The following is a 24013-nucleotide window of genomic DNA, read 5'->3' as shown; positions in this document are numbered from 1 at the left end:
TCAACTAAAGGAGTGTCCCCAAATGAGCTATGCCCACATTATATCACGGGAACGTGTGCTAATCGAGAGTTATTGCCTAGAAGAAAAATCGCTGTCCTACATGGCGAAACAGTTGAAACGAAGTAAAAGCACCATCAACTATGAGTTGAAACACTGTAAGCCGTATAACGCCCTTTTGGCGCAGGCTGACTACGATGCCAAACGTGAAAACTGCGGCTCCAGACGATCGGTTAATCAAGAAGACGTCGATTATATCCTGTCCAAACTGAAGTTGGGCTGGTCGCCCGAAAGCATCGTTGGACGGTACTGGAAAACGCATAAGAAACCCTTTCCTATCAGTGTCTCGAGCATCTACCGGTACGCTGCACTCGGCCTGTTCAAGCTGTCCCAAAAGCTTCTGATCCGCAAAGGGAGAAAGTTAAAGAACAATGAAGTGGAGACGCGAGGCAAGATGCCCCGTCTGAAAAAGATTCATGCACGTCTGGCGCCACGAAGCCAGGTGGGACATTGGGAAGTCGATACCGTCATCGGCAAGTCGCACAAGAGCCAGATCCTCACATTGACTGAACGCACCACCCGGTTTGAGATTATCTACAAGCTGGCTGCGAAGACGGCAAGTGAAACAACGCAGGCAATCATCCATGTGTTGAAAAACCTGCCAAAGAAAATGGTGAAATCCATCACCGCCGACCGGGGCAAGGAATTCCACGGATGGGTCGAGGTGGAGAAGGCCCTGGAACTTCCCGTTTACTTTTCCGATCCTGGCGTGCCGGGCCAACGCGGCACCAACGAAAACAGCAATGGCCGTGTTCGCCGCACCTATCCAAAAGGAACCGACTTCAGCCGAATGACCCAGAAGGAGATTATGGACTTTCTCCTAGTATTCAATCAGGTCCCCCGGAAAGTACTGAATTACAATACGCCATTTGAGGTATTCATGAGTTTCTTGCCTCGTTCGACTTGAGTTGACAATTTACAAATATACGGGCATATTGTATATAATCGGTTAATTATATCAAAAGTCAAATTCACTATAAGGAGGAGTTATGAACAAAAAGTGGTTTTCTCTATCAGTAGAAGACGTTGTAGAAGAGTTAAAGACGGATTTTGATCAGGGGATCACCGCTTCAAATGCTGAAGAGCGATTAGAAGCGTATGGAAAAAATGAACTGCCTGAAAAAAAAGCGGAGAATAGTTTCGTTAAATTTTTCAAACACTTTAATGATATTCTGATCTATATTCTGCTTGTAGCAGGAGTTATTAAATTTCTGCTCGGGTCCTACATTGACACGGGGATTATTGTATTAGTAGCCGTAATTAATGCCACCATTGGGTTTTTGCAGGAAAGCAAGGCAGAGAAAGCGCTTGAAGGAATAAAAAACATGCTGTCTCTTGATGCAGTAGTTATCAGAGAAGGAAAACGCCAGGAAATTGAAGCTGCAGATCTGGTTCCAGGGGATATAGTGATACTGAATGCAGGAGATAAAGTACCGGCAGATATTCGAATTCTAACTGCTGCGAATTTAGGGGCAGAAGAAGCCGCACTTACCGGTGAATCTGTTTCTGCAAGAAAGCAGACCGGTCCTTTGAGTGAAGATACTGTATTAGGTGACCAAACAAACATGCTTTTCTCGAGCACATCGATCACGTCAGGAAGCGGAACCGGTGTCGTCATAGCTACCGGTAAAGATACGGAAATAGGAAAAATTAATGAGTCAGTCAGTGAAGTAGATGAGTTGAAAACGCCGCTTATGAATCAGACGGACCGCTTCGGTAAAACAATTGCTTTGTTTATCGTCGGTGCTTCACTATTCATCTACGCATTCGGATTCTTTTTCCGCGACTATGCTCCAACGGACTTGCTGCTCTACATTATCGGTCTCGCTGTAGCAGCGATTCCGGAAGGGCTCCCGGCAATCATCTCGATTATTTTGGCTCTCGGAGTTCAGAATATGGTGAAGCGCAACGCCATTGTGCGGAATCTTCCTTCTGTGGAAACGCTTGGCGCTGTTTCTGTCATCTGCTCAGATAAAACCGGGACACTGACAAAAAACGAAATGACTGTCACCACCCTGCTTACAAATGAAAAAATGTACGAAGTGACTGGCACTGGCTACGATCCGAATGGAGAAATACTCGAGGATGGGTCTGTATTGCAAGTAAAGGAACACGCGCAGATATATGAGCTACTGACTGCAATGAAAACATGTAACGATGCTTCTCTGCAGCAAGAAGAGGACGGAACGTGGACAATGAGCGGAGAGCCGACAGAGGGTTGCCTATTAACTGTTGCTGAAAAAGCTTCTGCTCCAATTCCGAGACATTCCATCATTTCTAAAATTCCCTTTGATTCTGACTATAAGTACATGGCTGTGTTAATTGAAGTGGCGGATACAAAGCGGATTTTTGTAAAAGGTGCACCAGATCGTCTGTTAGATATGGCAGAAGCAGCTGGGGACTTCACACGTGAGCCCTGGGAAAAAGCAATGTACAGCAGAACATCCAAAGGAGAGCGTGTACTTGCAGCTGGGGTCATTGAAGTGGACAAGATGAAAGAGGAGATTGAGCACGCGGACCTCACCAGCGGCATTCGTTTGCTTGGATTGACAGGCATCATCGATCCGCCACGTGAGGAAGCAATTTCCGCTGTTGCAGACTGCCACCGAGCAGGTATCGGCGTCAAGATGATCACAGGGGACCATCTTGATACAGCACTTGCAATCAGCAGCCAGTTAGGTATTGGTGATGGAAAAAATGGAATTGAAGGAAGAGAAATTGATAAAATGTCGGACGAAGAACTGGAAGAGTCTGTTCTATCTAACGATGTGTTTGCGAGAACAAGTCCCAATAATAAACTTCGCCTCGTTAAAGCATTACAGAAAAAAGGCAATGTTTCTGCAATGACAGGCGATGGAGTAAACGATGCCCCTGCGCTGAAGCGTGCGGACATCGGAGTTGCGATGGGTATAAAAGGAACAGAAGTTGCAAAGGAATCGGCACAAATGGTCCTTGTAGACGACAACTTTGAAACGATAGTTGGAGCAGTCGAGGAAGGACGCAGAGTCTATGCAAATTTGAAGAAAACGATTCTGTTTTTACTGCCAACTAACGGTGCACAGGCGCTCTTAATTATCATCGCGATTTTAATCGGAGCCACTGTTATGCCGGTTACACCGGTGCAGATTCTTTGGATTAACATGGTGATTGCAATTACCGTTTCTTTTGCTTTAGCATTTGAGCCCCTGGAAAAAGGAGCGATGGACAAGCCGCCACGCCCAATAAAAACACCGCTCCTTACACCTTATTATATTTTCCGCATCATCTTCGTCTCTCTTTTAATCGGTGGTACTACCTTTGGGTTTTATAGATTGCTGCTAAATGAAACGAATGATCAGGCACTGCTCAATTCCGTCGTGCTGCATACGATTGTCATTCTGCAGTTGTTCCATCTGTATAATGTACGAAATGAAACAGGTTTCGCGTTTAACAAGAACTTTTTCAAAAACAAAGTTGCATTTCTCGTGTCTGGAGTGCTTATTCTCCTGCAGGTGCTCATCCTTTACGTGCCTTTTATGAACACTGCATTTGGAACCGTACCGCTTGGAATTGAGTACTGGATAATTCCAGCAGCACTCGGAGTTGTGATTTTCAGTATCATCGAGTTAGAGAAAGCGATTACTCGATTAATTATGAAAAGAAGGACTTGATACACTCCAGAGAAATGAAACAAAATACTGGTTTTAGTTAACAGCAAGTTCTGGAATAGAAGGGATGAACTCATTGGTTTTCAGTTTTAGATGAGTCGTCTTGCTATTCTTGAGCTTGCTTTTACTTTAAGTTATGTATAAAAAAATGTGAAAATTTTAATTTTGCGGATACAGCTTTGAATAATTCACAGAACATCTATAGTTTAACTTTGTGAGGAAATCTTATGTATATTGTTTAGATGATGAAAATGTTAAAAGGGCTCCTATGTACATTGAACAAACTACACAGATTACTGTTGTAAGCGCAGCAACGTCATTTAATGCTTACCATCACATACTTAGCGTTTATTAAGATAGACAGTTGATAGTGTTGTCTCTTCATTGCTGTTCACTTGATTAAATTTGAACGAACCGGTTTATTGTTGAAATCTAGTAAGTTAATTTGAAAGTAAACAATTCGTATAAGTACACTTAAACGAACAGCAAAGGAAGTGACCTCAATAAAATCACTTCCCTATCGATAATTCCTCATATATTAACTTCATACACTATAAGAATTCCTTGCATAGTTATTTACACAAGATATTTAATGCTCTCCAATTCATTAAAGGTTAAATGTAACTTAACTGCACTTTTATTACTTTCAAATTTATTAAACACTTATATCTATATATTAACATTAATTTCCACAAAGTTAGAAATCACCTGAGTAACTTTTATACTAAAGATAAAACCGTTCGTAAAAGTACACTTTTCCGAACGCCCTGAAAACTGCCAAAAAAGAGGCAAAAGAACGTTCGTAAACGTGCCAAAACACTTTACGAACGTTCACCAATCCCCCATACTTTTACGAACACATTCACTTAACCCAAAACGACTCCATTTAAAAAACACTCTGGCAAAATGCGCCAGAGTGTTTCTTTGATATGATTACGCGCTTGCTTTAAATACGGTAACGCGGTTACGACCTTGTCGTTTGGATTGGTACAATGCTTGATCGGCTTCTTCAATCATGTCTTCGAGGCTTTTCAGATCCATAGGACAGCTCATGCCCATGGAGACAGTCAATGTCCCTTCAGGCTGTTTGGCTTCTCCTTCAAATTGATAAGCTTCGACATTTTGTCTGATTCTTTCCGCCATCAATGCAGCTTCTTGGGTATTGTTTGGATTGTTCAGGCATACGATGAATTCTTCTCCGCCGTAGCGCGCGACAAAGTCTTCTTTGCGCGTCGAATCTTTGAGGATTTGCGCAATGGAACGCAGCACAGCGTCGCCTTTTTGATGTCCGTGCGTGTCGTTGTAGACTTTGAAATAATCGACATCCAGCATGACGATCGCCAGCGGTGTCCCATTATCGACTAATTTGCCCACATGGTTTTTGAAATAGCGGATGTTCGGCAAGTGTGTCATGGGGTCTTGATTGGAGTAGAATTCCAATTCTTTCCGCAAAACAAGATTGCGGTTTTCACCGTTGAGGATCAACCCCATTGCCAGCACGGCAATCGCCGCAAAAAAGACCATGCCTAACGTGACAATAGTATTTGCCGGGGTCGCGAGGTACATCCAAATCGATTTAATCGCTTCAAAAACAACAAAGGCGCCCATCATTCTTTTGATGTTCAAGATGACAAAAAATTGGTTAGCCGGTTTTCTGTCATGGAAAAGGCCTCCGATTAATACCGGCAGCAAGATCGACTGGATGATGCCGATCACCACGGTCGGCCCACCCATCGAACCGCGGTAGAATGCGGGCAACACCGCTGACAACAAGCCCGCTTGCCAACCGCCTACGTATGAAATGAAGAATAGCGGAACTTCTCTCAGATCCAAGCGCATCCCTTCATACATGAACGGGTTATACATAATTGAAAATGTCAGAAAGCCGATAAAGATGGAGATGGCCCATCGCTGCCTGACAGGATTTGTCCAGTCGAGGAATAAAGTCTCTTTCGTTTTTAAGCCCAGGTACATGAGCGCGATAATCAGCGCCATGTTTTCAAGAAAGAAAAAAAGTAAAGCAGTCATCAATACAACTCCCATGCAGTAAGTCTTGTTCAAGTTGCGGTCTTGATTGGTTCACAATTAGTTTAATAGAGGGGTATTTTTATGTATTGCTTTGATAGCTTGTCCGGCGCTCGGGCCTTTCGCTGACCGATGCAAGTTCAATCGCTGCGCAGTAGAAATGCAGTGAGTTGTCTTCGTAATCTCCCACTTCAAATCGCGTGTCTTCCCATCCGAATTCGGTTAAATCCATCATGTATATGGAGATATCAAACGTTCTGCCAATCCCTGAAAGATCCAGGCTTAGGGGATTAAGGAAGTGCAGCAGCACATCGAATTCCCGCTCTTCTTCCTCGTAAAGAAAGTTGATGGCTAAAAGGGAATGCGGTTCGCCGAAGTCGATGGTGAATTTCAATTCAAAGTTTGTGATCGATTGGAAGCCTCCAAAATAAAAGTCTTTAAGATGCTCATTCAGCAAGCCAATATTGCGGATTTTACTTGTGGCTTTCCGTTCTTCTACTCTATTTCTTACTGGGGTATCCAGTTTTTCTTGATTTCCATTGCCTTCTTCTTCGGTGTCATCCTTGAAAAAGAGAGCCAAGATTTTGTTAAACATGCAGGCACTCCTTATCATTTTGGCTTGCGTTTATTGATCTGCTTTTGCAGGTAATGTTCAAACGACTTCTGCGCTTTTTCAGATACCAGCAAGCGCTTAACGTACATGCGGTTCTGGAGTTTCTTCCTTACATGGACGTTGCCAAAGAAAAGGCTGCGGTATTTTTCATCTGTATAGAAGCTGTTGAACCATTGTTGTCCATTAAGCTCTTTTATATGGCTGTCTATTTTTTTAGAGTCCAATCCCGCAAAGCTGCCGGTTCCTGATACAGCCACTTCAAATAGGAAAGAGATAAATGTGGAAAACAAAACAAATCCCCCAGTTTCAACATCTTTTTAATTACCTTATAGCATACAAGAATCCCTAATATTAGCAACTTTTAGCTGCATATCGATTAATTATATAGGAAGTTTTATTTTACAGATAGAGGTAGCGGAAAAATCAATGCGTTCATTTACTCCTAGGCAGAATGATTGTCGCTTTTATTGCGACAAGATAGTATATAGTAATAATAATATAGCTAGAAAATGCTGCGGCATGGCGTTTCAAGGAGGAACAATGAAAAAAATTCAGTTTGGGATCAAAGAAAACTTCGTCAATTTCGCCTTGCTCGTCGTAACCAATTTCTTTGTCGGCTCCATGGTCGGGCTGGAGCGGACCATTTTACCGATCATCGGTGAAGAAGAATTCGGTTTGGCTTCAACAAGTGCGGCATTGTCATTTATCATCAGTTTCGGTTTTTCAAAAGCCATCATCAATTATTTTGCAGGCGCTATTGCAGACCGGCTTGGCCGCAAGAAAGTGCTATTGCTCGGCTGGAGTTTCGGGCTGCTCGTTCCGCTAATGGTCATTTTTGCATCTTCATGGTGGATGATTGTGGTGGCGAATATTTTCCTCGGCATCAACCAAGGGCTTGCCTGGTCAATGACCGTCAATATGAAAATTGATATCTCCAAGCCGTCACAGCGCGGTTTGGCTGTGGGGCTGAACGAGTTTGCGGGGTATACAGGCGTTGCAGCGATGGCTGTTGTTTCCGGTTTTATCGCATCCAGCTATTCTCCACGCCCAGAGCCTTTTTATCTAGGCATTGGGATTGTCGCCATCGGCTTCATCTTGTCATTACTTGTAAAGGACACGAAAGAATTCGTCAAGCTGCAATCCGCCAAATCGCCTGCCGCACCTAAAATGACTGCTGGCGAAGTGTTTATGGAAACGACGTTCAAGAACAAAAACTTGGCCAGTGTCACTTTTGCGGGTCTCAGCACGAATTTGAAAGACGGCATGGCGTGGGGGCTATTCCCTATTTTCTTCGCCGCTTCCGGCCTTGGGGTCCCCGAAATCGGCCTTATTGTCGCGATTTATCCAGCGTCTTGGGGATTTTTCCAATTGTTCACCGGTGCGCTCAGCGACCGTTTCGGACGCAAATGGTTCATCGTCGGCGGCATGTGGCTGCAGGCGCTTTCACTTTGGCTGATTTTGGCCGCTTCCACGTATTCCTTGTGGATTGCCGGGGCTGTGTTGTTGGGTCTCGGAACCGCGATGGTCTACCCGACGCTGCAAGCGGCTGTCAGCGATGTGGCGACACCGGAATGGCGCGCCTCTTCGATGGGCGTTTACCGGTTCTGGCGGGACAGCGGCTATGCATTCGGCGCTTTGTTCGCCGGAATCTTAACGGATGTCATTAACATTGAATGGGCAATCGGTTTGGTTGCCATTTTGCCGTTCAGCGCTGGGCTGATTGCGGCTTTCCGTTTGTCGGAAACCTTGCCTGCTGACAAGAAATAGAAAAATCGTAAAAGGCCGGGCAAAGGGGTAATTCCCTTTGCCCGGCCTTTCTATGTACATTCATTTTAGCTGTAGATGCTGAATGCTTTTTATTTTTCATTAATGCATGTGATCGCTAAAAACAGCCCGTCGTACATCGGCTTCACTTCGAGGACCGTTAATCCGGATTTACGAATCAGCGCTAAAGTGTCTCGATTGAGATGGCAGCCGCCAGCCACTTTCTGCCACAATGGTGTCATGGCATCTTGCAGGAAGCCTATGGGTTTTTGATCCATCCGGACGTGTTCGAAAAAGTATAATTTCGCACCATTTTTGGCACAGCGCTGGATTTCACGCAATGCTTTTTCCGGTTCGGGAATCGTGCAGAATACCAATGTCGCTACGACTGAGTCAAAAATATCATCCCCAAACGGCAATGCTTCAGCTTTGGCCGCGTATGTTCGGATCGGCACTTCAGCTTCCGCTGCGCGTTGCTGGGACCGGCTCCGCATCGCTTCATCCGGCTCGATTGCCGCGACCGAATCCGCTTTTCGGTAGAATGGAAAGTTGATGCCAGTGCCAGAGCCGATTTCAAGCACCGTTCCTTGCGCATTGCCCGCGATGGATTTTCGGATTTGGTAAAACCGGCTCTTTTCAAAAGGTTTCATTGCGATATCGTAAAGTTTCGGAGTTAGATTTCCCATATCCGCCCGCCTTTCCGGTTCATTGGTAATGTTCGTGCAAGGCCATTTTGAACTTTGGTTTTAACGTGATTTCAATCGTATTGTAATAGCTTTCTGATATCGCATGGATAATCCGCAATGATGCAGGCATATCTTCTACAATTTCCATCTTTTCGACTGATCGCAATTTGATGGTCGATACGGCTTCTTGGTCGTCTTTTTCCGTGACGATCAATGTGAATTCATTGTAAAACGGAGACACGACGGCCATGATGGACTGCCTTTCATTTTCGGCAGTGAATGTCGAGGTGTCGTAGTAAAATTCCACCAGCTCATCGCTTCGTTTCGGCGGCGCTTCGAATAGCGCGGTTAGTTCAGATTCCTTTGGCATGTCCATTGACAATCTCCCCTGTTTCTTCGTTAAATTCCACGATGTAGCTTGGGCTGCAAAGCGCTTATTATCTCTAAGATACGCTATTTTCCAGTTCAATTCCTGCAAAAACCTTTATACTGCTGAATTCCGCGGCTGCTGGCTAAGTTTCGAACAATTCCCCACTCAATGCCGCGACATAACGCTTCGCTGATTTCTGGGCTTTCTCTGCCGCTCTAGCTTCTATGATGCGGTGGAACGCGTCGTATATGCGGTCGAATTTCATTTCTAGCATCTGGTCTGCCATGCGCGAAACAGTGGACGCCGGCAATGGGATAAAATTCGGGTAGCTGTACATGAACGTCAGCCAATCACGGTCTGCAGCAACCCTCACAATGTCGCCCGTCAGCAGTACTCCTTGGCTGTGATTGCCGCCGTGCCATTCCAGCACTGCCGCCCCTTTAAAATGTCCGCCGATGCGGTGAAGCGTGATATCACTGTCCAACTCAATGGATTCGCCGGACCAGAACTCGATCCGTTCACTTGGGCGTGTGACCCATTGCTTATCGTCCTCGTGGATGTAAATTTTGGCATCAAATGCTTCGGCCCACTCGACTTGTGTTGAATAATAATGCGGATGGGACAACGCAATCGCGTTTATTCCTCCGAAATCCTGAATTTCCGCAATCGTTGCCGGGTCCAGGTAAGTGACACAATCCCATAACAAATTGGAAGTTTTCCCTTCAATCAGGTACGCCGTTTGCCCAATCGCAAAATCAGGTGTCGTATGGATGCTGTGGAGGCCCGATTCTTCCGGATGTATCACGTTGACGTAATTGCCTTGCTCTAGCATGTCCTCCAATGTTAGCCAGTTTTGGCCTTTCGGATTCACGTATTGGCGCTCTTCACTGCAGATCCGGCAATGATCGGGCGATTGTTCGGCCGCTTCGTACTGCACGCCACAGGTGGTGCAAATGTAATTGTTCATGAGGATCATCCTTTTCTTTATCATCTTCTAAACTGTTTCCCATAAAATTTTAGACAAGCTATGTAAATCATCGCGTTGAAATCCTATACTATCCTTAAAGCGATTACTCGGGGGTGAGTGCATGATCACGCGAAAAACGATATGGTTTTTAGGACTGTCGCAGCTGATTGGCTGGGGTGTCTCCTATTACCTCATTGCCGCATTCGGTGCCAGGATTGGAGCGGATATGGGATGGAGCGGCACACAAGTCTACGGCGGATTTTCAGTGGCGCTTGCCGTCATGGGCCTCACTTCCCCTTGGATCGGACGGTTGATCGATTTGTACGGCGGACGGCCAGTCATGTCTGCGGGTTCTTTGCTTCTGGCAATCGGCTGTTTCGGCATCGCTCTTTCCCATTCACTCGCAAGCTATTATTTGTCGTGGATTGTGTTGGGGCTCGCGATGCGGCTCTCACTTTATGATGCCGCATTCGCCTCGCTTGCACGAATTGCCGGTGCCGGGGCAAAACGCCCCATTTCCCAAATCACGCTTCTAGGCGGCCTTGCTTCCACCATTTTTTGGCCGATCGGCTTTTTTCTGGCAGAATCCATCGGCTGGCGCGCTGCGCTCTATGTCTATGCCTTATTTGCACTATTGACCATCCCGCTCCATTTGGCGATACCAAACGGCAAGTTTACCGACAGCCAAAACGAGGGCAGCAGTACGCTTCCTGCCATGAAACCGTTGGCTGCCGATGGCTCAGAAAGGGTCACTGCCGGTACCGTTTACGCGTTCATCTTCATGGTGCTGAATTTCCTGAATTCCGGCATGTCGACCCATATGATCAATATACTGTCCGGCCTAGGCGTAGTGGCGGGCATTGCTGTTTGGGCGTCGACGCTTCGCGGCATCGGCCAATCGTTCGCGCGGGTCTGTGAAGTGCTGTTCGGCAGCCGGGTCCATCCGTTGACTTTGACGGTTCTAGCCTCAGCCATCCTGCCGATTTGTTTCTTGTTCGGTCTGGCAAGCACCGAGATTGTAATCAGCGCATTCATTTTCGCGTTCTTATTCGGTGCCGGGAACGGCTTGATGACGATTACACGCGGTACGTTGCCGCTCGCCCTGTTCGACCACAAAACCTATGGTACATTCGTCGGCAAATTGCTGGTGCCAAGCTTTTTGGTATCGGCTGCGTCCCCCCTTGCTTACACCGTGGCCATAGACCGCTGGGGAGAAACCGCGGCGCTGCTGGCTTCCCTTCTGCTGGCTGGGCTAGTGTTTGCCTCTTCTTTATACCTGAAAAAGCGCTTTCCTGTTCCAGAATGAGTTTATACAGCCGTTATTTTTCCCCTGCCCAAATAACAGCGAACAGTACGAGCATAACAGCAGCGCTGAGGATTTCATGCCAATACGCTTTTTCCGGACGATGCAGCAGCCATTGTTCGATCGCGTGGTTAACGCCGAGCAAGAAAGGCAAAGCAAATAGCGGAATGATCGCGACGATGCCTGGGAAATTGCTTATGTCATTTTCGACGAATAAAACCATCATGCCAATCACAAACAACAGCAGCAAGCCACCATCGATGGCGATAAACAGCTTCTTCCTGTCCTGATGGAATATGCTGCCAGTGTCCGCTTTTATTTTCAATTTTTTCTTTAAAATAAACTGGCTGGCTAAGAAATACAAAGCCAAAACTGCGATAACGGCAACAATTGTACTGGTGTTCACCTAATTCCTCCGTTCTAAAATCAATTTCATCTTTATACATTCTCTTCCGACAGCCAGTTTCCTTCCAAAAAAAGCACTCAGTGAAATTTTCACTGGGTGCTTTGCTGATGGTTCACTTTAACGAAGCAAGGGATCTTTTGAAGCGTTCAAAGGTTTGTGGACCGTATTTGGCCGGGTCACTGCCAAAGAATGTTTCAAAAGCGAAGTTCTCCGCTCATGCCGCGTCGCACTCCCTTGAAATCATGATGAGCTTCAGGTAAGAAATGAAATATGCCTCATTGAGATTCCCGCCGTGATTGACAGTCATCCGAATTCCTCCTTTAACAGCATGCTGCAGATGCGCTGTTAAGATTTGTGCTGCAGACGCCGGTTTCGGGCAACTCCAGTTCAACGTTTGCAGCGGACTCGAAGTCGCCGGTCAGATGCGCAACGATTGACCGCACCTGTTCGTAACCGGTTGCCATCAAGAACGTCGGCGCGCGGCCATAGCTCTTCATCCCGACGATATAGAAATCTTTCTCCGGCTGCCGCAATTCCTTTTCGCCGTGGGGGCGGACGGTTCCGCAACTATGGAGATTCGGGTCGATCAGCGGCGCGAGCGCTTCAACGCTTTCGGTCGCCGGGTCGATGCTTATGCGGATTTCACTGAGGAGAGAAAAATCCGGCCGGCTTCCCGCATTGACAATGATATGATCAATGCCGCTCAGAACAAATGGCTGGCCTTTCATTTCGCCTTCCAGCGAAATGGCTTCCCTTTTTTTTCAGCATGCTGAACATGGAAAGGCGTGTAGACGTTTATGCGGCCGGAATCCACCAGCTCATGGATGCGCGAACCAAGTTCGCCGCGTGCTTCCAATGCATCTTTTTCCTCTCCGCCGTAAGCTTGCTGGACGTTGTTCTTGCGCAATATCCAACTGATTTTTACATCATCAAATTCCGCCAGCTCCAAAATCGTGTTGATCGCCGAATGGCCCCCTCCCGCAACCGCAATATGTTTCCCTGCGTATTGTTGCCGGTTCGGTCCCTTCACATCGGCTATGCCGTAATGAATTCGATTATGCAACGCTTTTTCCTGGCGAGTCCAGACACCGGAAGCGTTGAGTGGATTGGGCTGGCCCCAAGTGCCGCTTGCATCGATGACAGCTTTTGCTTCAATCCGGCGCGGCTGTCCTTGTGCATTTTCAATGTAAAGGATGAACGACAGCGATTCCCGGTTGGCCGTCTTCATCTTGTCCTGCCCTTTTCTGCTGATTGCGACCACTTTCGCATCGGTCCAGATGGATGGAGCGATTTCAGGCACATGTGCAAGTAGAATCAAATAATTCTCTGCCAGTTCTTTCCCAGTAGGAAGTTCTTCATCTTCCGGTGCGGACCAGCCGCTGCGCTCCATCAATTCCTTTGCGGTTTTGTCTATGTTATAGCGCCATGGCGAAAACAAACGCACGTGTCCCCATTGCAAGACATGATGGGCAATCGATGGCCCCGCTTCCAACAGGATGAACGGTTCACCCGCTTTCACCAGATGTGCGGCTGCCGCCAATCCTACAGGGCCTCCTCCGATGATCGCAACCGGCAGTGATCGATTGTCTTTTTTCGGCAACGTGAAATGGATGGGAGTTTTTGAAACAACTGGGTTACAGCAATTTTTAAAACTGGACATGTTCTTTACCTCCTTTAATTTACGGACCGTTAAAACTTGATTTTTGCAAGTATTAATTTTGCTTAAAAAATCGGTTTGCAGCAGACACTCGATTTAGCCATTGCCTGATTCAATAATGCCATCGACCGCAGCACCGTTTCTTTTTCAAAGTCGTTCATATGTGAAAATATTTCTTCCAGATGGGCTTCCATTTCCCTTTGGATTTCTTGTGCCACTGTAGCGCCTTGTTCGGTCAGCGACAAGAGATAGATGCGCTTATCCCCTTCAGAAGGCGACTTCTTCACCAAGTCCAATTTGATCATGTTCTGGATTTGGCGGCTGAATGTTGATATATCTGTGCCCAACGCATCAGCGACTTCCTGCATTGGTGCATGTTGGCGCTTGCTGATTTCATATAGGATCTGGCTTTGAACCATGGTAATGTCCAAGCTTCCTACTTCACAGCAATTGCGGTTCAATAGCCCAAAACGTTTAACCATCGTCTGGAACAATTCTCTTTTCGTTTCCATGTTGTTCACCTCAGGTTTATTCTACATTTATTATTTGCATTTTGCAAGTATATTTAAATGACTTTCTATACTCCGAAAAACTGCCTCGCTTGCCGCGGGCAAGGCATGGACCGAAGCTAGCGAGGCCCATGTCTTTGCGACGAAGCGCAAAGCGCTGCAACTGTTTTTATGTCTCGAAGCTAGCGCAGCGATGCAGAGACAGGAGCAGAGCTCTTTTTGTAGGCGTCTCGGCAGTTTTTCCCCGTATCTACAAGATAGCTGATTTTATCAAGTACTTATCTAGCGTAAAAATGTAACGGGGTTTCATTAAAGCTAGAGCAGTGTTGCAACGGTTTTTCATGTCTCGAAGTTAACACAGCGTTGTAGAGACAGAGGCAGAGACAAAGAAATCCTCTATGCCATTCTCAAAGCGATTTGAGCGGAGTCCAAAGAATCTCTTCTTTTATTCAACTATTATAGAGATCGAAGAGAGTACCATCTAAATTTAATTATCAACCAAAAAAATAGCCAGTTGCTGCACTTAACAGCAACTGGCTATTTCTCATTCTTCTCTTCTGCTTAACAGCAACCGGGAGCACCGACCATGGTCAGGCCAGACTGTTCGCCTGTTGTTTCAAAATCCAATGTCATGTCTTCAGTCGCTGATAGGGCTTGTGGGGCAATCGCGATTTTGATGCCGTTGATTTCGGAAACTTGGTCGTCCGTTTCCGGAGCGTCCAGCGATAAGCCGATTGACGGACCGCAGCAGCCGCCTTCAACGGCGTACATGCGGATTCCTTCGGCTTTATTGTCTTCAAGGACTGTCTCGATGTATTTTTTTGCTTCGTCAGTAATAATCATCGTCCATCTCTCCTTACACGTTTATGCTTCTGGGAAAATCCGTTTCAAGGATTCTTTGAATTCTGGTCTTACGTTGATTTTTGAACGGATCGCCGTTGCGTCTTTCTCAGCTTGTTCAATAGTATCTGCTTTTCCGAGGGCCAGCAAGGTGCCGACTGCTACCGTACCTGCGCGGTTGCTTCCGCCGCCGCAATGGAAAAATACTTTTTGGCCGCTGTCATAGGCTTTTTTAACTTGGTCGATCGCTTTTTTGATAGACTCGTCTTGATGCTCTTCTGAGTCTTCAATGATCGGACAGACGATGCGGTTGTAATCCGTATCTTCTTGCGTAGCTTCGGCGCGCAAATCGATGACGACGTCCACTTTTTCGTTATCAGCCGCTGCTTGTGCATCTGCCGCTCCGCCAACATAAATCTTGTCTTTAACCAATTCCTGATACGCTTTTTCCATTGTCCATTCCGCCTTTCGATTCTCAAGTTTTAGTTGCTGAATTCCTTCAGTTTATCATAGCCGATTTTTTCTTCAGCAAGCCACGGAATCACAGCGTACTTGGCTGCAAGCTCATCCACCACTTTTTGAATCCACTGTTTTTCAGAAGCGGCGCGCCCTCTTAATACTGGATCTTCGGTTTTAGCGGCATAAAGGCTTTGATTGATGATCCACCACTTCGGATTGATCTGCGCCCGTTTTAAATCTTCCTGCAAACGTGCCGCTTCCAGCACGGGTGTCGCTTCCGCCAATGTGACGATGACGACGCCGGTTTCCTTCGGATTGCGCAGACGCGGCAGCAGCTTTTTCACGCTGTCTGGCACGTCTCCCGCCGAACGGCTCATTTCCTTGTGGTACGCTTCGGTTGAATCGAGCAATAACAAGGTATGGCCGGTTGGAGCAGTGTCGATGACGACGATTTCATCGTCCGCTTTGTCGACAACGGTGGCAAACGCCTTGAACAAGGCGATTTCTTCGGTACACGGCGATTCCATGTCTTCTTTCAAATAAGCAAGTTCTTCTTCGGTCAGGCCGTCACCGGCAGCTTGGAGAACTTCAGCTTTGTAATTAGCGACTTCTGCCGCAGGATCGATGCGGCTGATGGACAAACGCTCATTGACTTGCCCGCTGCCGAATGTGTAGCCTAAATGGGCAGCTGGGTCGGTTGTCGTCAAATGGACGCGATGGCCCCTTTCGGCAAGCCCTACAGCAATGGCGGACGCCACTGTCGTTTTGCCCACTCCGCCTTTGCCCATCGTAAAGATGACGCGGGTGTTATTGGCTTCGAAATCAGCGATGACGCGGTCCAGTCCGGGCATTTCTGCCGTTTCTGACGTATTCGCTTCTGCAGCTGTTGTTATGCTGTAAAAGCTGAATAAATGGCGCAAGTTGTCGGCTCCGGTCAATGAATACGCTACGAATGGCAAAGCATATGTCATAACTTGCTTTAAAAGGGTTGGCGCATCTTTCAATGCACGGCGCTGCCGGTCATAGAATGCGCTGGAAACAGCGTCTTCCGGATGCCGCGTTTGGAGAACGCCATTGACGATCAGGAGTTGGTTTTCAACGCCGATTTCTTTCAGCTCATGGGCTGCGCGGGCTGCTTCATTTAACGATGACACATCCGGCCGGGCAACAAGCAGCAAGGTCGTCTTTTTGAAATCCGATAACGCGGCAACTGCTTTTGCGTACATTTCCTTCTTGCCTTCAAGTCCGGCAAGCGGACCGAGGCACGAAGCACCGTGTGTACTCGTTTCCAAAAAACCGCTCCATGCGGACGGCAATTGCAAAAGCCTTAAAGTATGGCCTGTCGGTGCTGTATCGAATACGACATGATCATATTGTTCGAGCACCGCTTCGTCTGACAGCAGGCGAGAAAACTCGTCAAACGCGGCAATTTCCACCGTACAGGCACCGGACAATTGCTCTTCCATCGTTGCGAGCACCGCATCCGGCAATTTGCCGCGGTACGGGCCGACCGTTTTTTCACGGTAGCTTTTCGCAGCTGCTTCCGGATCGATATTCGCAGCCGACAAATTTGGTATCGCCGGGATTTCGACAGGTTCGCCCGTCAATTCCACACTCAGCACATCCTGCAAGTTTGAAGCAGGATCGGTGCTCACCAACAGCACTTTTTTCCCTTGGTCAGCGAGCGCAACTGCAGTCGCACAAGCGACAGACGTTTTACCGACGCCGCCTTTGCCGGTATAAAAAAGGAAAGGAGTCAGTTCGACATTTTTCGGATTGAATAACGGGTACATGAAACTCCTCCTTAGAGTGAAAACTTGATGGATTGTTTCACTTTCGGTTTTTCCTGCAACTGTTCCGGCGTTAGGCCGAACCATTGCGCGAATTCATCATTTGTCGGGTAAGCCGCCACTTTGACAATTTCGCCGTTCAACAACACCAACGGCAACGCTTCCGGCCCTTTATCGGCCAATGCCTGGTTGACTACCGCATTTTCCACAAATGCAGCCGGTTCGTTCGCTAAATTGAAACGCTTGATATCAAAGCCTTTTTTGTCAAGTGAATAAACAGCTGATGCCAGCCGCGTCAATTCCGGGTCCACACTTGGTCCGCAGACGCCTGTCGAGCAGCACATCGCTGGGTCGTAAATTTCTATTTTGTTCATCATTGGCACCTCTTTCAGCTTAGGATGTCCATGGCTTCAGCTTATTTCCGGATTTATTCGCCAGTGTCCGCGAATTTCTGAATGCGTGCACCGATGTCGTCGCTTACGCGCTGAAACACAGCCCATTTTTCTTCGTCCGTCCCTTGCGCTTTTGCCGGATCTTCAAAGCCCCAATGGTCGCGCTTTACATGCGGCGGCGTCATCGGGCATTTGTCTGCTGCGTCGCCGCACAGCGTCACAACAAAATCCGCATTGTTCAAAATGTCTGTATCGATGATATCGGATGTCTGGTTTGAAATATCGATTCCCACTTCATTCATCGCTTTAACGGCGTTCGGGTTCAAGCCATGCGCTTCAATTCCTGCGCTCAGGACGCGCCATTCGTCGCCTAGAATCTTTTTTCCCCAGCCTTCAGCCATTTGGCTGCGGCATGAATTGCCTGTGCATAGAAAATACAATGTTTTTTGTGTCATGTGAAAATCCCCTATTCTGTCAGTAGTTTTATATGGAGCAATTGATGCGGAGCCCTTGCTTTTCGAGCTCTTTGAGGCGGCTGTTTTGATCTGGAACGAATTCCAGGACCTTTAAGACGAGCTCATACATTTCACTCGACGTGTTCAATGAATAAAAAATCCATTGGCCTCTTCGGTTTTCCTTTACGAGCCCCACATCCCGCAATTTGCGGAGATGCTGGCTGATGGCGGATTGGCTGATTCCAAAGATTTCCACGAATTCACAAACGCAGCATTCATTGTTCTCCAGCATTTTCACCATCGACAGCCGTGTTTTGTCGCCGAGCAATTTTAGGGCCATGCCGGTCTTCTCGATTTCCAGTTCTTTCACTTTTATTGCCATGACGGTTCCCTCCTTTGCCGATTGCTCGAATTGATGAATCAAACTCTATTTTCTCTAATAGCATATCAGCATATGCTTATATGTTCAAATGATTCTTTTTTGTCTAATAAAAAAAGAGCTCCGCGTTGGAACCCTTTCATCCATTATATTCTTTCAAGCAACCCGGAACGCCGTTATAATCAAAGAAAAAAGCTTTTTGAAAGGAGTTGAGCTTGTGATGAACTTACTGAATTTATTCCGCCGGCCGCGGTTTTTGAAAAACCTATCGCCGCAGGAATTGCTTTACCGGATGGAGAAATACCCCAAACCGGTGATCGTCGACGTCCGCACAGCGATCGAATTCAAAAAAGGGCATATCGAGGGAGCCAGGCATTTTCCGCTTGGCAGTGAATCGAAAGCCGCCCAGAAAATCATCCCGATCACGCCGGTCATCTTGATATGCAAAACCGGCCACCGCAGCCAGGCTGCCGCCCACACCCTTCAGCAGAAAGGCTTTACCGACCTTTACCAGCTGGAAGGCGGCATGGACCGCTGGCGCAAGGAAAAGCTGCCGGTTGAAAAGTGAACGCTCAGCCGTTGTCGATTACTTTCAGGATGCGCGCTGGATTGCCGCCGACAACGACGTTATCGGGTACGTCTTTTACGACGACCGCGCCGGCAGCGACCACGACATTATTGCCGATGGTGATCCCTGGCCCGATAACGGCATTGCCGCCAAGCCAAACATTGTCGCCGATTGTCACCGGCTTGCCGAATTCACGTCCGGAGTTCCGGGCGGCCGCTTCGAGTGGATGTGTCGCTGTATAAATGCTGACTTTGGGGGCCATCATGCAATTGTCGCCGATAATGACGTTGCAGACATCGAGGATGACGCAATCGTAATTCGCAAAAAAATTCTCACCGACGTTGATGTTGCTGCCGTAATCGCAGTAAAACGGCGGCCGGATGTGGAACAGCTCGCCCGTTTTGCCGAACAGATTTTTCAGCACTGGGCTGCGGTCTTCGACCATTTCCTGATTGAATTCAGCAGTGGCTTGGCGAGCTTTCCGGTGAAGCGCTGTCAGTTCCGGGTCTGTCGGATCGTACATTTCCCCCGCCAGCATTTTCTCCAGTTCCGTTTTCATCGATGATCCCGTCCTTTCGTTCCAGTGGGTAATTGAACAATTTCTTTTTATCGGGTTTGCCGAGTGCCGTATATGGAAGCTCGCTGACAAAAGCGACAGACCGCGGCAGCTGGACCTTTGCCAAGCGAGGCTTGAGCCATTCCAGCACCATTTCTTCGGTCAAATGGGCCGCCGGAGCCGCCTTCACGAATGCTTTCAGAATCTGCCCGTAAGTTTTATCTTCCACTCCTATAACAGCCGCATCAATGATGAGGGGATGGCAAGCTAGCGCTCCTTCGACCTCGAGCGGATAGATGTTCACGCCTGCCGAAACCACCATATCATCTTGGCGTCCGCTTAAATAATAAAACCCTTCCGCATCTTTCCACGCCAAATCACCGGTTGCAAGCCACGTATTGTTCTTGCCGCTCATTGACCAGCCGTTCCGGGTACATAAGGCACCGATTTGGCCAGCAGCAGCCTCTTGTCTATTATCCATGATCCTTAAACTCGCGCCTTTTATCGCTTTTCCTGCCATGCGGATATCGCGGTTCAAGTCGCTTGGTCTTGCAATGATGTTCAGGCCCGCCTCAGATGTGCCGTATAAATTATAAAGGACATCCCCCAGTTCAACCTTTGTTTTTTCAATCAATCCGGGATTCAGCTTTGCACCGCCGGAAGCGATGCATTTCAAGGAAAGAAGGTCCCCTGCATTATGGTTGAGCATTTTTTCAATCATCAGCGGCACTGCAGAAACGGCTTCGATTTGGTGTCGACGGATTAACTCACAGGACTGCCCAGCGTCAAAACGCTCTTGGATAACTGCTGTTTTTCCAAGCGCCAGCACCGAAAACAAAAAAGCGATGCCGTAGCCATAGTAAATCGGCGATGCGATATAAACAGAGCGGCAGCTGCGCAAATCCAACTCATCCAATAAGGCGGCGAACGGATTCAGGAAATTGAATAGTGAAGGTTTGTGTTCCGCTTCTTTCGGCTTCCCGGTGGTGCCTCCTGTCAGTAGCACGATTTTACTGCGCGACGAGCGTTGGAGACAGACTTCCGGACGCTTTAATCGTTCTTTTAAGTGCTTAAGTGAAGTTTTTCCGCTCCCCGTGCATTTCACAATCTTTTTCCGGTGCGGCGTATGCGTTATTAAGCGCTCGAACTCTTCATCGAAAACAATCAAATCGAAATTATGTACAGCCGCGATGGCATCGAATTGGTTTTGACTCATGCCGGGATTCAATAGGTAAATGGCGGTGCCAGTTTGGGAAGCCGCAAAGAGTGCCTGCACAAATACGGAGTGGTTGCAGCATAGAAATGCTGTTTTTGTGTGTTCTGAAGCGCCAAAATCCGTTGACAGGATCAGTGCCAGCTTTTCGCTGCCCAATAGCAATTCCCGATACGACAAGACTTCTTTGCTGTCGATTAACGCAGTTTCGGCGCCATGGCTTTTTTCAGCCATCCGCAATAACAGCATCGCATTGATGCCGTCTTGTTTTATGGTCCGGAGAAGGTGGAAGACACCGGTGAAGCTCAAGTAACCGAGTTTGTATAAAATTTGAAACAACCGGAATACCGCCATCTAATTCCGCCTTCCTGGCATTTGATGGGTAAAATTGACGCTGCCTGCACCGGCCACAGCCACCACGGGCGCCATGTGCGTTTTTTGCTGTATAACATGCTGCCGATCAATCGGGCAGCCGGGGGGGCTTCCATAGCCGGAACTTTTCGGTAGGCTTCGGTCGGTTCGATCATTGGCGTCCTTACCAGCGGCAAGTATACCGTTGATGCTGCAATGCCCTTGCTGTTCAATTCAGGCGCCGCTGAGCGGAACCATGCATCAAATGCCGACTTCGAAGCTTGGTAAGCAGCCCAATGGGGCATCGGTGTCATCAGAGCATTGATGGTCGAGACGTTGACGACATGGCCTCCGCTTTGCTTCAAAAGTGGAAGCAAGGACATGACAAGCCGCACGGGGGCGAAGTAATTGATCGCCATTGTCCGCGTAAAATCATGGTCGCGCCCCAACGAATGGAAAATGGGACGATGGATGGATATTCCGGCATTGCTGACGACAAAATCGAGTGTGCCAAGCCGATGGACAAAATCAAGGAAAGCGTCAAGCTCAAGGTCTACTCGCAAATCGGCAGAGAATATTTCCACTTTCGCAGCCATCGCTTCAATTTCCGCCTTCATCATGCTCAGCTTTTCCGCCCGCCTCGCCACCAAGATCAGGCGGCAATCGGTTTCGGCAAGCAGATATGCCTATTGCTCACCAATGCCTGAACTTGCTCCGGTGATCAAAATGGTTTTTCCGGCACATTCTTGCTGCAGTTTAATGAAATGGAACCGATGGGTTTTGAACATAAGCTTTTCAAGAATGACGTTATTTTTCATTCGCTTCCCCCTTTTCCGTTATTGTGTGCCAATCAATCCATAAAATGACAAATTATCTCTGTTTTCAGTTTACCATGGAAAACCGGTGTGCCCAGCCAAATTTTCGCAATAAAAAAGCAGCAGAAGCGGATGCTCTGCTGCTAGTCTTTATTGGCTTAAAGGAATCAATGTTTGCCGACGGTTTCAAGTGCTTTTTGGATTGTCGGATATGTGGTCAATTTATCTGTTCGGTCTTCCTGCATGACCAGCTCGAGTGCGGCTTTCGGCGAAATACCGGTGATGCACAATTCACTGCCCATGATTCTTAGCGCGTCGCGGATCTGGACAAATCCTAAAAGCGGCACTGAATCTTCCCATGACAGACCTGTAATATCGATAAGGACATTTTCGATTCTGTTTTCCTGGACATACTCGCACACTTTCACTTTCAACAAATCAAAACGATGTATGCTCATCGTGCCGACGAGCGCGACCGTTGCGATTTTTTCCTGGATCGATAAAATCGGCAGCATCATTTCTTCAATTTCTGCTTGGCTTGCTTGGAGTTCATCAAATTGAGCACGTTCCAAACTGATGTCCGTCTGCGTGCCGATGAAATACAAAGCGCCATCAATCTCAACCGGTTTGATGAACAGGCGGTTCCAAAATGCGCTGCCGTCTTTCCGGTAGTTTTTCAATGTCACAATCAACTCTTCTTTTTGGCGGACCGCCTTGCGGATTTTTTCTTTCGCTGCCGGTTCTGTATCTTTGCCTTGTAAAAATCGGCAATTGCGCCCCAGTACTTCTTCACGCGTATAGCCTGTCATTTGTTCGAAGGTTTTGTTCGTAAAAATTACAGGATTGTCTTCCTGCGAAGGATCGGTCACGATGGTCGCAACACGGCTGCCGTCAAGCATCGCTTCCAGCAGTTTCACTTGTTTCTCGAGGTCAAGGGTTTTCATTGAACACCTCTATCTTTCATAGTTTCAGTTTCCATAAAATATATAATAGCATAACTGGCTGAAGCAGCGCCAAATTTAAGGGGAAGCACAGGCAAAGCCCGGTCCACGTCATTTCACTTTGACGATAATTTTCCCGCGTACATGGCGGGTTTCACTCAGAGCATGTGCTTGCTTCACCCCTTCAAGTGTAAATGGCAAAACATCCGCCAGTTCAACTTTCAGTTCGCCTGCAGCTGCTAAGCCGGCAAGCTCTTCCAATTGAGCGAGTTTGATCTTACTGTTAAGGTAGCTTGCTGTGATGCCCATTCTTTTCGCCTTCTCCTGGTCAGGCTTTTCGGCAACGGAAACGAGCCTGCCTCCCTGTTTCAAAACCTTATAACTCCGTTCCAGGACATCGCCTCCGATAAGATCAATCACGACATCAACTCCATCGGCAACGCTTTGAAAGTCCTCTTTCCGGTAATCAATAAACGCATCCACTCCCAAAGCCAAAAGGAAATCCTTATTGCGGCCGCTGGCGGTCGTGATCACGTGTGCACCCGCCCGTTTTGCCAGCTGGACAGCAAATAGCCCGATCCCTCCCGCTCCACCGTGAATCAGGACGGTCTCACCCGCAGCTAAATTCGCTTTTTCAAAAAGCAGTTGCCAAGCCGTCATTCCCGCAAGTGGAATTGCAGCGGCTTCTTCGAATGACAGTTCCTCCGGTTTTTTCACCAGCTGTGACTCCTCAATCGCAATCATTTCCGCAAACGCGCCAGGCTTTTTCAAATCTGCACGTGCGAGCACTCGATCACCGACCCTAAAATCTGCGACCTGCGCCCCTACTTTTTTCACAACCCCCGACACGTCCCATCCGAAAACAATCGGCATGTCAAAAGGCAAATAATCCTGCAAATAACCGGCTCTGATTTTCCAGTCAATCGGATTCACTGCAACTGCATGGACTTCCACTAAAACTTCTTGCCCTGCGATGTCCGGCTCCGGCAAATCCGCCACTTTAAATTGCTCGATATCGCCGTATGCTTCAATAATGATGGCTTTCATTGTCCCCGCCCCTTTCAATCTCTAACACATTTCCAGCCTTCCGCCTTTATGGTAATTAATACGACATCGGCGGCTTTCTTCCTTTATTCTTACAAAACTGAATTGCTGATAACGGCAAATAAAAATAGCAGTTGACAACGCTATCAATTGAGCGTAATTTAATCCTTATCCAAATTCGGTTTTTTCTACTTACCTGATTCGCT

25 protein-coding genes and 1 pseudogene are annotated in these 24013 nt (G+C 47.5%); 5 read left to right on the top strand and 21 right to left on the bottom strand.

Annotated features, from left to right (window positions below; genetic code table 11):
- Positions 1–22 precede the first annotated feature (22 nt).
- The gene (locus QMA09_RS04380; RefSeq protein WP_204589854.1) at positions 23–964 is read left to right on the top strand and encodes an IS30 family transposase; all 942 of its coding nucleotides are present in this window, start codon (positions 23–25) and stop codon (positions 962–964) included.
- Between the two features lie 82 nt (positions 965–1046).
- Positions 1047–3707, top strand: coding sequence for an HAD-IC family P-type ATPase (locus QMA09_RS04375; protein WP_290212144.1), 2661 nt, complete (start codon positions 1047–1049; stop codon positions 3705–3707).
- A 930-nt stretch (positions 3708–4637) separates the two neighbouring features.
- On the opposite strand, the gene QMA09_RS04370 is transcribed toward QMA09_RS04375, so the two are convergent.
- The 3 genes from QMA09_RS04370 to QMA09_RS04360 all read right to left on the bottom strand — a co-directional run bounded on the left by QMA09_RS04370 (position 4638) and on the right by QMA09_RS04360 (position 6632).
- Positions 4638–5732, bottom strand: coding sequence for a GGDEF domain-containing protein (locus QMA09_RS04370; RefSeq protein ID WP_290212143.1), 1095 nt, complete (start codon positions 5730–5732; stop codon positions 4638–4640).
- A gap of 79 nt (positions 5733–5811) precedes the next feature.
- A complete protein-coding gene (locus tag QMA09_RS04365) occupies positions 5812–6324 on the bottom strand; it encodes a hypothetical protein (protein ID WP_290212142.1) in 513 nt (170 codons plus the stop codon).
- A 14-nt stretch (positions 6325–6338) separates the two neighbouring features.
- Positions 6339–6632, bottom strand: coding sequence for a hypothetical protein (locus QMA09_RS04360; RefSeq protein WP_290212141.1), 294 nt, complete (start codon positions 6630–6632; stop codon positions 6339–6341).
- 250 nt (positions 6633–6882) lie between these two features.
- On the opposite strand from QMA09_RS04360, the gene QMA09_RS04355 reads away from it, so the two are divergent.
- A complete protein-coding gene (locus QMA09_RS04355; protein ID WP_290212140.1) occupies positions 6883–8109 on the top strand; it encodes an MFS transporter in 1227 nt (408 codons plus the stop codon).
- Positions 8110–8198: 89 nt separating this feature from the next.
- Here the strand turns inward: QMA09_RS04355 and QMA09_RS04350 are convergent, their stop codons facing one another.
- The 3 genes from QMA09_RS04350 to QMA09_RS04340 form a co-directional block, all read right to left on the bottom strand.
- Positions 8199–8792, bottom strand: coding sequence for a class I SAM-dependent methyltransferase (locus tag QMA09_RS04350; protein WP_290212139.1), 594 nt, complete (start codon positions 8790–8792; stop codon positions 8199–8201).
- Between the two features lie 19 nt (positions 8793–8811).
- Positions 8812–9168, bottom strand: a complete 357-nt coding sequence (locus tag QMA09_RS04345) for a hypothetical protein (protein ID WP_290212138.1) — start codon at positions 9166–9168, stop codon at positions 8812–8814.
- A gap of 136 nt (positions 9169–9304) precedes the next feature.
- Entirely contained in the window at positions 9305–10129 is an 825-nt protein-coding gene (locus QMA09_RS04340; protein ID WP_290212137.1) for an MBL fold metallo-hydrolase, read from the bottom strand.
- Positions 10130–10250: 121 nt separating this feature from the next.
- On the opposite strand from QMA09_RS04340, the gene QMA09_RS04335 reads away from it, so the two are divergent.
- Positions 10251–11435: an MFS transporter gene (locus QMA09_RS04335; protein ID WP_290212136.1), complete on the top strand. Its 1185-nt coding sequence runs from the start codon at positions 10251–10253 to the stop codon at positions 11433–11435.
- A 13-nt stretch (positions 11436–11448) separates the two neighbouring features.
- Here QMA09_RS04335 and QMA09_RS04330 read toward each other — a convergent pair whose 3' ends face one another.
- The 9 genes and pseudogenes from QMA09_RS04330 to QMA09_RS04290 all read right to left on the bottom strand — a co-directional run bounded on the left by QMA09_RS04330 (position 11449) and on the right by QMA09_RS04290 (position 18322).
- Complete coding sequence (locus QMA09_RS04330) at positions 11449–11838, bottom strand: DUF4181 domain-containing protein (RefSeq protein WP_290212135.1); 390 nt, start codon at positions 11836–11838, stop codon at positions 11449–11451.
- A gap of 320 nt (positions 11839–12158) precedes the next feature.
- Positions 12159–13498, bottom strand: a pseudogene (locus QMA09_RS04325) (NAD(P)-binding domain-containing protein).
- Positions 13499–13560: 62 nt separating this feature from the next.
- Positions 13561–14007, bottom strand: a complete 447-nt coding sequence (locus QMA09_RS04320) for a MarR family winged helix-turn-helix transcriptional regulator (protein ID WP_290212134.1) — start codon at positions 14005–14007, stop codon at positions 13561–13563.
- 558 nt (positions 14008–14565) lie between these two features.
- Positions 14566–14847: a HesB/IscA family protein gene (locus QMA09_RS04315; protein ID WP_135503666.1), complete on the bottom strand. Its 282-nt coding sequence runs from the start codon at positions 14845–14847 to the stop codon at positions 14566–14568.
- A 21-nt stretch (positions 14848–14868) separates the two neighbouring features.
- Complete coding sequence (locus QMA09_RS04310; RefSeq protein ID WP_290212133.1) at positions 14869–15297, bottom strand: protein-tyrosine phosphatase family protein; 429 nt, start codon at positions 15295–15297, stop codon at positions 14869–14871.
- A 29-nt stretch (positions 15298–15326) separates the two neighbouring features.
- Positions 15327–17096 carry an arsenical pump-driving ATPase gene (gene arsA, locus QMA09_RS04305; protein WP_290212132.1) on the bottom strand — a complete coding sequence of 590 codons (1770 nt, stop codon included), beginning with the start codon at positions 17094–17096 and terminating at the stop codon, positions 15327–15329.
- Positions 17097–17107: 11 nt separating this feature from the next.
- Positions 17108–17467: an arsenite efflux transporter metallochaperone ArsD gene (gene arsD, locus QMA09_RS04300; protein WP_290212131.1), complete on the bottom strand. Its 360-nt coding sequence runs from the start codon at positions 17465–17467 to the stop codon at positions 17108–17110.
- Positions 17468–17520: 53 nt separating this feature from the next.
- Positions 17521–17940, bottom strand: a complete 420-nt coding sequence (arsC, locus tag QMA09_RS04295; RefSeq protein ID WP_290212130.1) for an arsenate reductase (thioredoxin) — start codon at positions 17938–17940, stop codon at positions 17521–17523.
- A gap of 28 nt (positions 17941–17968) precedes the next feature.
- On the bottom strand, positions 17969–18322 hold the full coding sequence (locus QMA09_RS04290) for an ArsR/SmtB family transcription factor (RefSeq protein WP_290212129.1): 354 nt from the start codon (positions 18320–18322) through the stop codon (positions 17969–17971).
- Positions 18323–18539: 217 nt separating this feature from the next.
- Between QMA09_RS04290 and QMA09_RS04285 the strand changes: the two genes are divergently transcribed.
- Positions 18540–18887: a rhodanese-like domain-containing protein gene (locus QMA09_RS04285; protein WP_290212152.1), complete on the top strand. Its 348-nt coding sequence runs from the start codon at positions 18540–18542 to the stop codon at positions 18885–18887.
- Positions 18888–18891: 4 nt separating this feature from the next.
- Here the strand turns inward: QMA09_RS04285 and QMA09_RS04280 are convergent, their stop codons facing one another.
- The 6 genes from QMA09_RS04280 to QMA09_RS04255 all read right to left on the bottom strand — a co-directional run bounded on the left by QMA09_RS04280 (position 18892) and on the right by QMA09_RS04255 (position 23810).
- On the bottom strand, positions 18892–19446 hold the full coding sequence (locus QMA09_RS04280) for a sugar O-acetyltransferase (RefSeq protein ID WP_290212128.1): 555 nt from the start codon (positions 19444–19446) through the stop codon (positions 18892–18894).
- Positions 19346–21010, bottom strand: a complete 1665-nt coding sequence (locus QMA09_RS04275; RefSeq protein ID WP_290212127.1) for an AMP-binding protein — start codon at positions 21008–21010, stop codon at positions 19346–19348. The genes QMA09_RS04280 and QMA09_RS04275 overlap by 101 nt, the downstream gene beginning before the upstream one ends.
- Entirely contained in the window at positions 20962–21687 is a 726-nt protein-coding gene (locus QMA09_RS04270) for an SDR family NAD(P)-dependent oxidoreductase (RefSeq protein ID WP_290212151.1), read from the bottom strand. The genes QMA09_RS04275 and QMA09_RS04270 overlap by 49 nt, the downstream gene beginning before the upstream one ends.
- A gap of 6 nt (positions 21688–21693) precedes the next feature.
- Positions 21694–21825 carry a hypothetical protein gene (locus QMA09_RS04265; protein WP_290212126.1) on the bottom strand — a complete coding sequence of 44 codons (132 nt, stop codon included), beginning with the start codon at positions 21823–21825 and terminating at the stop codon, positions 21694–21696.
- 164 nt (positions 21826–21989) lie between these two features.
- Positions 21990–22766 carry a YtvA family blue-light photoreceptor gene (ytvA, locus tag QMA09_RS04260; RefSeq protein ID WP_290212125.1) on the bottom strand — a complete coding sequence of 259 codons (777 nt, stop codon included), beginning with the start codon at positions 22764–22766 and terminating at the stop codon, positions 21990–21992.
- Between the two features lie 108 nt (positions 22767–22874).
- Positions 22875–23810 (bottom strand): NADP-dependent oxidoreductase, encoded by a 936-nt coding sequence (locus QMA09_RS04255; RefSeq protein WP_290212124.1) that lies wholly within the window; start codon positions 23808–23810, stop codon positions 22875–22877.
- Between the last annotated feature and the right edge of the window lie 203 nt (positions 23811–24013).

Origin of the sequence: Planococcus sp. APC 3906, from assembly GCF_030407685.1 — a bacterium.
GTDB lineage: Bacteria > Bacillota > Bacilli > Bacillales_A > Planococcaceae > Planococcus > Planococcus koreensis.
The sequence above is the reverse complement of the archived record's forward strand: the minus strand, read 5'-3'. Positions and strand labels throughout refer to the sequence as shown.

Coding starts and splice junctions, on each gene's coding strand:
- QMA09_RS04380 (WP_204589854.1), top strand. CDS start 23: ATGAGCTATGCCCACATTATATCACGGGAACGTGTGCTAATCGAGAGT.
- QMA09_RS04375 (WP_290212144.1), top strand. CDS start 1,047: ATGAACAAAAAGTGGTTTTCTCTATCAGTAGAAGACGTTGTAGAAGAG.
- QMA09_RS04370 (WP_290212143.1), bottom strand. CDS start 5,732: ATGACTGCTTTACTTTTTTTCTTTCTTGAAAACATGGCGCTGATTATC.
- QMA09_RS04365 (WP_290212142.1), bottom strand. CDS start 6,324: ATGTTTAACAAAATCTTGGCTCTCTTTTTCAAGGATGACACCGAAGAA.
- QMA09_RS04355 (WP_290212140.1), top strand. CDS start 6,883: ATGAAAAAAATTCAGTTTGGGATCAAAGAAAACTTCGTCAATTTCGCC.
- QMA09_RS04350 (WP_290212139.1), bottom strand. CDS start 8,792: ATGGGAAATCTAACTCCGAAACTTTACGATATCGCAATGAAACCTTTT.
- QMA09_RS04345 (WP_290212138.1), bottom strand. CDS start 9,168: ATGGACATGCCAAAGGAATCTGAACTAACCGCGCTATTCGAAGCGCCG.
- QMA09_RS04340 (WP_290212137.1), bottom strand. CDS start 10,129: ATGAACAATTACATTTGCACCACCTGTGGCGTGCAGTACGAAGCGGCC.
- QMA09_RS04335 (WP_290212136.1), top strand. CDS start 10,251: ATGATCACGCGAAAAACGATATGGTTTTTAGGACTGTCGCAGCTGATT.
- QMA09_RS04320 (WP_290212134.1), bottom strand. CDS start 14,007: ATGGAAACGAAAAGAGAATTGTTCCAGACGATGGTTAAACGTTTTGGG.
- QMA09_RS04315 (WP_135503666.1), bottom strand. CDS start 14,847: ATGATTATTACTGACGAAGCAAAAAAATACATCGAGACAGTCCTTGAA.
- QMA09_RS04310 (WP_290212133.1), bottom strand. CDS start 15,297: ATGGAAAAAGCGTATCAGGAATTGGTTAAAGACAAGATTTATGTTGGC.
- arsA (WP_290212132.1), bottom strand. CDS start 17,096: ATGTACCCGTTATTCAATCCGAAAAATGTCGAACTGACTCCTTTCCTT.
- arsD (WP_290212131.1), bottom strand. CDS start 17,467: ATGAACAAAATAGAAATTTACGACCCAGCGATGTGCTGCTCGACAGGC.
- arsC (WP_290212130.1), bottom strand. CDS start 17,940: ATGACACAAAAAACATTGTATTTTCTATGCACAGGCAATTCATGCCGC.
- QMA09_RS04290 (WP_290212129.1), bottom strand. CDS start 18,322: ATGGCAATAAAAGTGAAAGAACTGGAAATCGAGAAGACCGGCATGGCC.
- QMA09_RS04285 (WP_290212152.1), top strand. CDS start 18,540: ATGAACTTACTGAATTTATTCCGCCGGCCGCGGTTTTTGAAAAACCTA.
- QMA09_RS04280 (WP_290212128.1), bottom strand. CDS start 19,446: ATGAAAACGGAACTGGAGAAAATGCTGGCGGGGGAAATGTACGATCCG.
- QMA09_RS04275 (WP_290212127.1), bottom strand. CDS start 21,010: ATGGCGGTATTCCGGTTGTTTCAAATTTTATACAAACTCGGTTACTTG.
- QMA09_RS04265 (WP_290212126.1), bottom strand. CDS start 21,825: ATGAAAAATAACGTCATTCTTGAAAAGCTTATGTTCAAAACCCATCGG.
- ytvA (WP_290212125.1), bottom strand. CDS start 22,766: ATGAAAACCCTTGACCTCGAGAAACAAGTGAAACTGCTGGAAGCGATG.
- QMA09_RS04255 (WP_290212124.1), bottom strand. CDS start 23,810: ATGAAAGCCATCATTATTGAAGCATACGGCGATATCGAGCAATTTAAA.